This is a genomic window from Desulforhopalus sp. IMCC35007 (genome assembly GCF_005116575.1).
In the GTDB taxonomy this organism is placed as follows: Bacteria; Desulfobacterota; Desulfobulbia; order Desulfobulbales; family Desulfocapsaceae; genus Desulforhopalus_A.
This window is the reverse complement of the sequence record NZ_SWCN01000005.1, coordinates 217,403-228,458: the sequence shown is the minus strand read 5'-3', so window position 1 is coordinate 228,458 and position 11,056 is coordinate 217,403. Positions and strand designations below refer to the sequence as shown.

Genomic DNA, 11,056 nt, shown 5'->3' with positions numbered 1-11,056 from the left:
GTAATGAAATTAAGTGATATTGAAAACCTGGAAATCCAACTGTTGCTCGAGGCTGTATACTGCCGATACGGTTACGATTTCAGGAATTATGCCAGAGCTTCTATTCGTCGGAGAATAATACAGTTTATGCAGCTTGTGGGGGCTGGCTCAATCTCTGAGATGATACCCATGTTGATTCACGACGAAGTGTTTTTTGGTCAAATGGTTAAAGAATTTTCTATAACCGTAACTGAGATGTTTAGAGATCCAGCCATGTTTCTTGCTCTGAGAAACAAAGTCATCCCTGTTCTGAAAAGCTATCCGTACATAAAGGTCTGGCATGCAGGTTGTGCCACTGGAGAGGAGGCATATTCATTGGCAATTCTGATGGAAGAGGAGAATTTGGGCAAGAGAACAACCGTTTTTGCCACCGATTTTAATGACAGTGCCCTGGAAAAAGCCAAAGAAGGCATCTTTCCTCTGGAAAACGTTAAAAAATATAGCCAAAACTATCAGAATACAGGAGGAAAATATTCCTTTTCCAATTATTACCAGGCTAACTATGGCGCAATGGTAGTAAAGAGTACACTTAAGGAGACGCTCACCTTTGCCAATCACAATCTGGTAACAGACCAAGTTTTCACAGAGGCACACCTGATACTCTGTCGTAACGTGCTCATCTATTTTAATAAAGAATTACAGGAAAAAGTTATGCAGTTATTTGACGATAGCCTCGTTCATGGTGGTTTCTTATGCCTGGGAGCAAAAGAAAGTCTCTTGTACTCAAAACATCATGACAGGTTTAGAGAAATTGATGCGAAGAATAAAATTTATCAGAAAATAAGTTAGATGCTCCATAACGTCTATAAAGCAATAACGATTGGAGGCTCTGCAGGATCTCTGGATGTACTTTTGGATATAGTGTCACACCTACCACAAGAGGTAAACCTGCCAATTATAATCATCTGCCATCTTCATCCTCATGATGATGGAAGTATGGTTGAAATCTTCAGCCGACAGACCGTGCTTACAGTGAATGAAGCAGCCGACAAAGAACAAGTTCGGCCTGGCCATATCTATTTTCCACCGGCAAATTATCATCTGCTAGTGGAGATGGATAAAACGTTTTCTCTATCCATTGATGCAAAAGTCAACTATTCCAGACCATCTATTGATGTGTTCTTTGAAAGTGCAGCAGTGGCCTGGGGTCCTGAGCTTATCGGCATACTTCTCACAGGGGCAAATAATGATGGTGCAGAGGGGATACGAACCATTAAGCAATACGGTGGGTTAACCATTGCTCAGGATCTACAAGAGGCAGCATATCCCACGATGCCAGGTGCTGCCATTAATACAGGACATGTAGATAAAGTCCTAACGGTTGCAGAAATAAATAGTTTTTTACACCACCTTTTAAATAACACGCAGAGTAAATAGAGAGGTCAGTATTTTGTACGAAAAACCTAAAATACTCATAGTTGATGATAAGCCAGAGAACCTTTTTAGCTTGGAGCAGATTCTCAAGGAAACAAAGGTAGAAATAATACGGGCAGAGAGTGGCAATGCTGCTCTTGTAGCCTCACTCAACCATGAGTTTGCCCTCGCACTTCTTGATGTCAATATGCCCGATATGGATGGGTATGAACTAGCTGAATTTTTGCGCAGCGAAAAAAAGACCAGCGAATTACCTATTATTTTTGTGTCTGCAGTCTATTCCAGCGACTACCATGTGTTTAAGGGGTACGATGCCGGGGCCGTTGATTTTCTGGTTAAGCCCTATAATCCCAAAGTTCTGCTGAGCAAAATAAACGTCTTCCTCACTCTCGATCAACAGAAACGGCAATTGAACGAATCGAAAAAGAAACTTATTGAGGCGAACAACACTCTAGAGAGTAAGGTCCTTGAGAAAACAGAACATCTTAACAAAGCAATACAAAATCTTCTCGCTGAAATAGACAAAAGAGAGGAGGCCGAAAAAGAGCTCCTCAAAACGAAAAAAGAATGGCAGGAAATCTTTGAAGCTATTGGCCACATGACCATGATCCTTGATAAAGATCATAAAATAATCGCAGCCAACAGGGCTACTCTTAACCAGACAGGTCTAACGCTTGAGAATATAGTCGGCCAAACATGCAACACTATTTTCCACAATAGCGATAGTACAGCACCAGGTTGCCCTTTTTCTGAGATCCTCAAATCTGGGGAATTAGAAGTAACCGAGGCAGAAGTTCAATCTTTTGGAAGAACATACATAGTTTCCTGTACACCTATATGCAATGAAGAAGGGCAGTTGGAGAAAGTTATTCATATTTCAACTGATATTACTGCTCGTAAAAAATTGCAAAAAGAGCTCATACAGGCCCATAAAATGGAAGCTATCGGATCTCTTGCTGGTGGTATTGCTCACGATTTCAACAATATTCTCTCTGTGGTGTTGGGCTACACTGATATGTCGCTGAAAAGAGTTGAGAAAGACTCACCATTGGAGGAAGATCTGCAACAGGTCTATATAGCCGGTATTCGAGCAAAAAATTTGGTTAAGCAAATCCTCAATTTCGCACGAAAAACTGATGAGAAACCTGCGCCAGTACGGGTCGATCTTGTTGTCAAAGAAGTAATCAAGTTTCTCCGCTCTACTATTCCTGCTTCAGTTGAGATACGAGAAAATATTTTCAGCAGTTCTCTTGTTCTGGCAAATCCAGTCAAAATCCATCAACTGGTCATGAATCTATGTACCAATGCTTCGTATGCAATGAACGAAAATGGTTTGCTTGAATTATCGCTACGTGATGTGGTTATGAAAAAATCAAATCTACCGATTTCTTCAGAAATGCAGCCCGGCCTTTACCAATGCTTTGAAATTTCAGACAATGGCTGTGGTATCCCGGCAGAAATCCTTCAGTCTATTTTTGAACCCTTCTTCACCACCAAAGGGATTCAAGAAGGTACCGGTATGGGACTTGCGACAGTACAAAATATTGTTAAAGAATGTAATGGTCATATATCGGTTAAAAGCCAGGTGGGGCATGGGACAGTTTTTACCATTCTTCTTCCGACCACAACTCAAGAGGATAAAAAAGAGGATTGTAAAAATGACGGGGAATTACCATCAGGTCGTGAGAGAATCTTGCTGATCGATGATGAACTGACAATTTGTAAGATAGTTAGTCGTATGCTAGAAAGCCAAGGTTATGTAGTGAGTTTTGAGACAAACAGTGAAAAAGCCGTTAAACTTTTTAGAGCAGATCCCAATCTCTTTGATCTCGTTATAACTGATATGACCATGCCGAAAATGCCTGGTGACCTGGTGACTTGCAATCTTCTTGCTATACGACCAGACATTCCAGTTATTATTGCAACAGGCTACAACAAGCGGATTACGGATAATGCGGCGATAGATATAGGAGCAAAAGCGTTTCTACCAAAGCCATTTGAAAAGGCCACGCTGATTCAGATGGTAAGAAAGGTTCTTGATGAATACAATCCTGATAAACAGCTAAGTACATAGATCAGGATAAGCGATTGAGAATCTGCGAAAAATGTGCAAAAACTCTTTGTCTTCATCGCCACGGTCTCTTGACTGATTGAAAATTCCTATCATAAAATCATTCAAGTGGCCTTTGTTATGCAAATACCAGAAACGGCTAACTCAGCATTATCAGCTGGTCTATCTATTTCTTAAATCAGCCAGCTATTGATGCCTTAATTAAAGAAAACATGGGCACGTAAAGAGAACCGAGTTCGGAACAAGTTCATGACCAACCGGTGAACATGCGCCAGAAAAAAGCAACGAATCCGCAAATGACAATCCCGAAAACGACTGGCATCAGTGTTGAGACAAGCGTCCACTTCAGGCTTTTGGTCTCTTTCCATATCGTATAAATTGTCGTTGAACACGGGTTGTGGCAGAGACTGAACAGCATCAGGCAGACAGCAGTCAGTGTTGTCCAGCCAGCGGTATTGAGCAACAACGCAAGAGCCGAGTCCCCACTTGCATCAAACATCACGCCCGCTCCCTGCTCCCCTACTCCGGTAACGCCTGTCGTCATGACGGTCAGCATAAGTACGGTGGGAACAACGATTTCATTTGCAGGTATAGCGACAATATACGCAACCAGAATCACCCCGTTGAGCCCAATCAGCCACCCGGGTCCATTCAGGATATTGATCATCCACTGGGCAAGCGATGTGTTGTCCAATTGAATGTTGCAGATGGACCAGAGCACAACACCCGCTGGCGCAGCGAAAACGATGGCCCGCCACAGGACAATCAGGGTTCGATCGATGAGTGATGTGTAGAGGGTCCTGAGCAGATTCGGTGGACGGAAAGGCGGCAACTCCAGAGTGAATGTCGAGGTCTCACCTTTTAGCACAGTGCGCGAAAGTATCCAGGAAGAGAGGAAGGTTAGCATAACGCCCAGCAACGCCACACCGAGAACAGCACCGGCAGAAACCAACCCGGCGATCGCTGGGGGTGCCAGTACGCCCAGAAACACTGTCGCAAGTAATATCTGGGTCGGCCATCGACCGTTACATAGAGCAAAGTTATTGGTGATAATGGCGATAAGCCTCTCCCTCGGGGAATCTATTACCCGAGTGGCCACAATTCCGGCAGCGTTGCATCCCCACCCCATACTCATAGTCAGTGCCTGCTTCCCGTGGGCACCGACCCGTTGAAACAGGTGGTCAAGATTGAAGGCGACCCGGGGAAGATAGCCGAAGTCCTCCAAGATGGTAAACAGTGGAAAAAAGATAGCCATAGGTGGCAACATAACACTGATAACCCAGGCCATAGTCAGATACAGTCCGTCAATAAGCACTCCAGAAAGCCACCAGGGCAAATGGGCAGAGTCCGCCAACCCTTTAAGAAAAGGGTGGCCATTCTCCACCAGGATGGTCGCCAGCCAGCCAGACGGAAGATTTGCGCCCTCAATGGTGAGCCATAGCACCGTTGCCAGCATGAATACCATGATGGGCATACCGGTCCAACGATTGGTTAACAGAGAATCCAGACGTCGCTCCCAGGTGAGCCGGTGACCCTTACCTTGCTGCTCAACATTACGGGAGGCGATACGGCCTGATTCTGCATAGATGCTTTCAACCCAGCGATCATGGTAATCCTGGGGGAGTTTCCAGCGCAGCTCGCTGGCGCGCTCAACAATTTCTTCCGGTTTCATATCTCAGTTTCTCAAAGCTATAGGTAAGGTAACAATCCAAGCCAATTCGGTCAAATTCGGCGGCGTGAAGGCGTGCGGTCTTTTACACGCAACATCCATCAGTTGCCGCAGGCGCTGATCGTGCCTGTTGCTACGTGGTCTTTTTCCAGTATTCCAATTTCTCCGGAGGCAACAGCCTGTACAATACGCGGATCCCCCTCAAGCAGTCTCAAAGCGATCCATTCCAAATGTGGCATTCCAGGAAACTCCTTCGCCAGGGCATCCACCAGTTCCTCAATACTCTCCTGAACAGTCGGGATATCATACTTCAAGCGATGCGGGCGACAGGAACTGCGTCCGTTGGCCATATCGTCAATCTCCCTGAGCAATTGATCGATCCCTTCGCCCTGGCGAGCCGCAGCCAGAACCACAGGCACACCCAGATCACGAGCCAGACCACGACCGTCGACGGTTACCCCATGCGCCCGGGCCTCATCAATCAGATTTACGCAGACAATTGCCTTGTCGGTTATCTGCAGAACCTGCAGGGCCAGGTTGAGGTTCCGCTCAAGACGGGTTGCGTCAACCACAACCACTGTCACGTCAGGCTGCCCGAACAGAATAAAATTCCGGGCTACCTCTTCATCCTCGGTGGCTGAAAGCAGAGAATAGGTACCCGGGAGATCGACTAACTTGAACTTCTTGCCATTATAGGAGAAGCCGCCTTCGGCCCTGGCAATTGTCTTACCGGGCCAGTTTCCGGTATGCTGTCTGAGACCGGTTAAAGAGTTGAACACGGTACTTTTTCCCGTGTTCGGGTTGCCCGCCAGAGCAACCACAAAATCGGACTGTCCGAGCTTTACTCCCAATCTCTCCAGCCTGGAGCTAGTAGGGGCCGCACAGTCTTTACATGTGGTGGGATGCGCTTGCATTGCCATGTCACTGCCTCACTTTTCTGATGCGTATATGATCAGCCTGCTGTTTTCGTAACGCGATACAGGCGCCGCGAAGGCGGTAGCCAACGGGACTGCCCGAGGGGTTCATTAACTCTGCGGTAGTGACGGTCCCGGGCACTACTCCAAGATCGAGCAGTCGGTTCCTTTCAAGTCCCCTGCACAACGAGGACATACCAATGATTTCTGCCTTTTCTCCAATGCGGAGGCTGGACAGCCGTTCAACGGAGTCATCATAGGTTTCACCCGCTTCCAGCTCAACCACAGTTATCTGTGCAGCAACCGTATCGTGGAAAATAAAGGCTTCTCCTTCCACACGAATGTGCATTTCATTTTCATTTCTCCGCTCGATTCGAAGCACGGTATCCGTGGTAATTCCAGCCTCGGCAATGCGGGAATACAGGTTGGAGGGTTCATCCTCAATATGCACCACACGGCCAGCCCAATTGGCGGGATATTCAACCAGCGACTTTCCACGCTTTACGGGCATCTCGCCCGTTGACGTTGGAATAGGATCACCATGCGGGTCGAAGCGCGGATGTCCAAGTTCTTCGGCCAGTTTCTTGACATCGTCTTTCGATAGGGCATGCTCCCGTTCATCTGCAAGCTTGTGCCAGACAGATTCCGGGAGTCCTGTCTTTCTCGCCAGGTAGGTTTCGTAGAGGCGATGCGCCTGGAGCACATGAAGTGCATATTCCCTACCGCTTGCCGTCAGCTCGAAGCAGTCCACCTCGAGCAGCTCTGCCTCCCGCAGATCCTGCAGCAATTGATCTACCTGTCCGGGCGGAAGCGTAAGCTTTCCGGCAATTGTTTCGGCTGAAGCACTCAGTCCTTCATATTCGCACTCTGCGAGGAACTTCAGCGTATGCTGTATCAGAGTCTGTTCGTTCATATCCATTACATTCGCGTAAAATTTATTTCTCCACCATCAACCGTTTTATATGGTAGTGCATAACTAACTGAAAATAAAGAATTCAAGAATCCTTCCTTTTTGTCTGTTCATTCAACGGACTGCATATTTTCGTGTATCGCTATCTTTTTTTTGGATGGGGAGGACGAATATGAGTTTTCTTGGGCCACTAACTTATAGATTCAAGCACTTACCGATCATTGGATACGCGCTTTTTTATGTCTGAAATTTTGTGTTCAACTCCTATTAAAGCCCCTGTTTAAAGCAACCGAGAATAAGCTGTAAAAAATCTTATGTGTTAATAGTTAATAATCCCCCTGTCTCCCCTCCTCTATTTTTAAAATCTTACCCAATCCGGTTTACGATATTCCTCTGAAGAAAAAACTGAGCAGCGTTGCCGCCAACTATTTGACCGATCTGTACCAACTCTTTCAGTCGAGGTGGTCAAGAGCTTTTACTGCTAGAAGAAACGGCTGATTGGGTAATATAAAGAGATTATATGTTATTACCTACCATGGATTGCTGAAAAAGACACCTTGAATTTATTTTTTACCATATCATTCCGGCACCTTATCTGTATTTGAACAAACAAAGGCTGCCGAGCCAACAGCAGTTGAACTACATTCAAGAAATATTTTTGAAGAACAATTGTTACATATGGACCTATCAAGTCTCGTAAATATTTCGGAAATAGCCTCAGTTTTCGAGACAAAAATGTTATCCGTTCCTATATCAAGAAGATATTGCAAAAATTTAAAATGATTACAAATCCCTTCCTTCATGTCATAAAAATAAAGATGCCCGCCAGCGGCCTCTCTCTCTTTTACCAGCTGAAGCAGCAGTTCTGCACCTGCCATATCAATAAAATTAATGCCGCTTCCTATGAGCAGAAGGTTTTTCTGTTCGGGCTTTGCCTGCATGAGTTGTTGCAGGTTGTTCCTGACGTGGTTGACTGCTCCAAAATAGAGTGAGCCATCGATCCGGATGATTTTGAGTTGCGGACATTCCGGAAGCATGGGATCGGTGATAAAGGCCCTGGATTCCTGTCGAGGGTCCGGTACCCGCACCAATGTTTTGGGGTGGGACGTTCGATTGAGGTAAATTGCCAATGACAGCATAATGCCAAGCATAATAGCAAACTGCAGTTCAAGAAACAGGGTCGCCAGGAAGGTCGAGCCAAGGATCACTGTTTCTGTTTTGCTGGTTTTGACAATTTTTATGATGTGGTGTGGATCAATCAGTTTCCAGGCAACAAGAAACAAAATCGCCGCCATCGCTGAATTTGGCAGATAGGTCGCCATAGGGGCAATAAAAAGAACTGCCAGGACCAGCAACATTCCAGCAAATATTGCAGCAAGAGGGGTTTTAGCCCCGGCTTCATAATTCATGCCGCTCCGGTTAAAAGAACCGGTAGCCACATAACCACTGAAAAAAGGACCAATAATATTTGAGAGTCCCTGACCTATAAATTCCTGATTGCCATCGAGATTCTGATCCGTTTTGTCTGCAAGAGATCTGGCTATGGATACCGCTTCGGTCAGAGCAAAAAGTGTCATTGCCAGAGCTGTAGGAGCCAGGAGCTTGATATTGCCCATCGTCAGGTGAGGCAGGGAGAGTGGTGGCAGTGTTGCCGGCAGGGCACCCACCGTTGCAATAGCTGCAGTTTCCTTGCCAAACAGAGAAATAATTACCGCCGCAACAACACTCCCCACAAGCATTGAGACAATCATATAAGGCCAACTTGGTCGATATTTTTTCACCAGTACTCCTGCAATGATTGTAAGCAAAGCAACAGTTGTCGTATACGGATTGATTTCTTTTATATGCAGCAAGAAGTTGTAGATTGAGTCCTGAAAATTTACGGCTCTTGGATAGGTCAGGCCAAAAAAATGTTTTAACTGGCTGGCAATGATCAATAAAGCAGCTCCTGCAGTAAACCCGACAATGACGGAGTGGGATATGAAATTGACCAGAGAGCCAAAGCGAACAAGCCCCATGCTCAGTTGAATCAATCCAACCATCAGGGTCAGGGTGAGAGCAAGCTGGATATACTCAGGACTACCGGGAGTGGCATGTAAGCTCAACGAGGAAAACAGTACGATAGAAGCGGCAGTCGTGGGACCAGAAACAAGCAGCCATGAAGACCCGAACAGAGCGGCTATGATAGCCGGTATCATTCCTGTATAAAGGCCATATTCCGGTGGCATCCCGGCGATGGTGGCAAAGGCTACTCCCTGGGGGAGAGCTACAACGGATCCGGTAAGTCCCGCGACCAAGTCTGCGCGCAGTGTTTTCCTGGTCACATGAGGCCACCAGAGTAAAAATGGCAACAATCGATAAATCCACTCCGCTCTTTCGACAGTTTGACTACGAGCAGATCGTTTTTTCATGTTTTTTTTCCTATCAAGAAGGACTTCTATCAGTACAATCCACCGGCTGTTACGAGCAAACACATCATTTCAAATAGACTGCGTTCAGCCAACCAGCTCTACTACAAACTTCAAGGGTTGCAGCAATCCACCAACAATCTGAGGGTGTAAAGAGACTTTTTTCTAATAAGGGATTTATTCATTTCAAGAACCAATGGCCGGCGCTCTTATCCTTTACAATTTCAGCATCGATACTGCCCTGCCCACGCTTTTACCCATCCCGACATACTTTGTTATTTAAAAGATTTTCAAACAACCGCAAGCTAATCAACGGCAAATCAATAACAAAAAAACCGCTCATGAGATCATCCTCTCAGCCATGAACAGACGAAAACCCTTAACAAAAAAAAGAGGTTGTTTGATGTTGGAACATAACTTTTCTGTTTTTAGGGAACAACCGCGGTCAATTCTGTCTTTTTCAAATTGTTTACTTTGCAGTTCCAGGATGTTATTGATAAGCATTGCAGATACAAAATACTCTTACAGGGTGACAGGGAGGTTCACCTCAACACTCTTTGTTCTATTTCTTGCCGACCAGCCTATCAGTTTTCATTAGTGATACCAGGTTGTCACAAATAAAGCCATTCATACTGATACCTGGGGCAAGCTCCTGTACTCCTGTGCTCCTGTACAATCGGAGTGTTTCAGCGAGACTGTTAACCACTATTTCATGAAAGGTTAAAACAGTATCCTAAGAGAGGACCAGATGTCACTACAATTCTTAGAAAGTTTGTTGTCCCGCTTGAGAGAGTTCTTTGATCTCCAGCATTTAGGGTTGATGCTTGGAGAACTCATCATAAAGACAATTATTGCCGTAATTGTACTGGTTATCTTTTATGTGATATGGCGATTATTGAACGGATTAGTGGCTTCGCGCCTCAAACGTCATTTTGACAAGACCAGCATCGCCTTTGCCGAGACGGTGATCAAATTCAGCATCTTTGGAGTCGCTGTGGTTGTTGCGCTCAGCTCTGCCGGAATTAAGACCACGGCCTTACTAGGGTCTCTTGGAGTTGCGGGACTGTCTATTGGTTTTGCCTTACGGGACACCCTTTCCAATATTATATCAGGTATTCTGGTCTTTATGGACCGCCCTTTCACTATTGACGATTTGGTGGAAATTGATGGCAAATATGGTCGAGTGGATCGCATCACCCTGAGGACCACGCGCATCGTAACCAACGATGGTAAAATGCTGGCCGTGCCGAATGCTGAGATCATGAATAAGACAGTGACTTCTTACACCAATTTTCCTCATTTACGTCTGGATGTCGCAGTTACGGTGGGTGTCGCGGAAAATCTTGATGAAGTGAGGCGGGTCCTGCTCTCTCTGGTGCAGCAGGATACAGACTATATGCCTGAACCACCACCAAGCGTTGTGGTTACTCGCCTTGGCGACTATAATATTGAATTGGAATTACGCGTGTGGCTCGAAGAGGAACGAGATCATGTAAAAAAACGTTTCGAGCTTCGGGAAAAAATATACAAGGCGTTGATCGCTGCTGGAGTGGATATGCCTTTTGAAACGATTCAGCTGGCCCCCCATAAGGTTATCTTAAACGATGATGGGCATGCACAGAGTAACACGTTGAAATGAGTATCAGGAGCTGCGTGCACCCTAGTAAACTT

Annotated in this window: 8 protein-coding genes and 1 pseudogene; 5 read left to right on the top strand and 4 right to left on the bottom strand. The window is 45.7% G+C overall.

Annotated features, from left to right (window positions below):
- The first annotated feature begins 3 nt into the window (after positions 1-3).
- The 4 genes and pseudogenes from FCL48_RS07645 (at position 4) to FCL48_RS07630 (ending at position 3,487) form a co-directional block, all read left to right on the top strand.
- Positions 4-828: a protein-glutamate O-methyltransferase CheR gene (locus FCL48_RS07645; protein WP_136871665.1), complete on the top strand. Its 825-nt coding sequence runs from the start codon at positions 4-6 to the stop codon at positions 826-828.
- Positions 829-1,416 carry a chemotaxis protein CheB gene (locus tag FCL48_RS07640; RefSeq protein ID WP_136871664.1) on the top strand — a complete coding sequence of 196 codons (588 nt, stop codon included), beginning with the start codon at positions 829-831 and terminating at the stop codon, positions 1,414-1,416. It begins immediately after the preceding gene.
- A 13-nt stretch (positions 1,417-1,429) separates the two neighbouring features.
- Positions 1,430-1,774 (top strand): annotated as a pseudogene (locus FCL48_RS25865) (PleD family two-component system response regulator); the annotation flags it as partial.
- Between the two features lie 48 nt (positions 1,775-1,822).
- Positions 1,823-3,487, top strand: coding sequence for a response regulator (locus FCL48_RS07630; protein WP_136871663.1), 1,665 nt, complete (start codon positions 1,823-1,825; stop codon positions 3,485-3,487).
- Between the two features lie 244 nt (positions 3,488-3,731).
- Here the strand turns inward: FCL48_RS07630 and FCL48_RS07625 are convergent, their stop codons facing one another.
- From FCL48_RS07625 to FCL48_RS07610, 4 genes are all read right to left on the bottom strand, one after another.
- On the bottom strand, positions 3,732-5,156 hold the full coding sequence (locus FCL48_RS07625; RefSeq protein WP_136871662.1) for a nucleoside recognition domain-containing protein: 1,425 nt from the start codon (positions 5,154-5,156) through the stop codon (positions 3,732-3,734).
- Between the two features lie 98 nt (positions 5,157-5,254).
- Positions 5,255-6,073 carry a FeoB small GTPase domain-containing protein gene (locus FCL48_RS07620; RefSeq protein WP_136871661.1) on the bottom strand — a complete coding sequence of 273 codons (819 nt, stop codon included), beginning with the start codon at positions 6,071-6,073 and terminating at the stop codon, positions 5,255-5,257.
- A 1-nt stretch (position 6,074) separates the two neighbouring features.
- Positions 6,075-6,980 carry an iron dependent repressor, metal binding and dimerization domain protein gene (locus tag FCL48_RS07615; protein WP_169309126.1) on the bottom strand — a complete coding sequence of 302 codons (906 nt, stop codon included), beginning with the start codon at positions 6,978-6,980 and terminating at the stop codon, positions 6,075-6,077.
- Positions 6,981-7,555: 575 nt separating this feature from the next.
- A complete protein-coding gene (locus FCL48_RS07610) occupies positions 7,556-9,388 on the bottom strand; it encodes a SulP family inorganic anion transporter (RefSeq protein WP_136871659.1) in 1,833 nt (610 codons plus the stop codon).
- Between the two features lie 745 nt (positions 9,389-10,133).
- Here FCL48_RS07610 and FCL48_RS07605 point away from each other — a divergent pair.
- Complete coding sequence (locus tag FCL48_RS07605) at positions 10,134-11,024, top strand: mechanosensitive ion channel family protein (protein WP_136871658.1); 891 nt, start codon at positions 10,134-10,136, stop codon at positions 11,022-11,024.
- Positions 11,025-11,056: the final 32 nt, after the last annotated feature.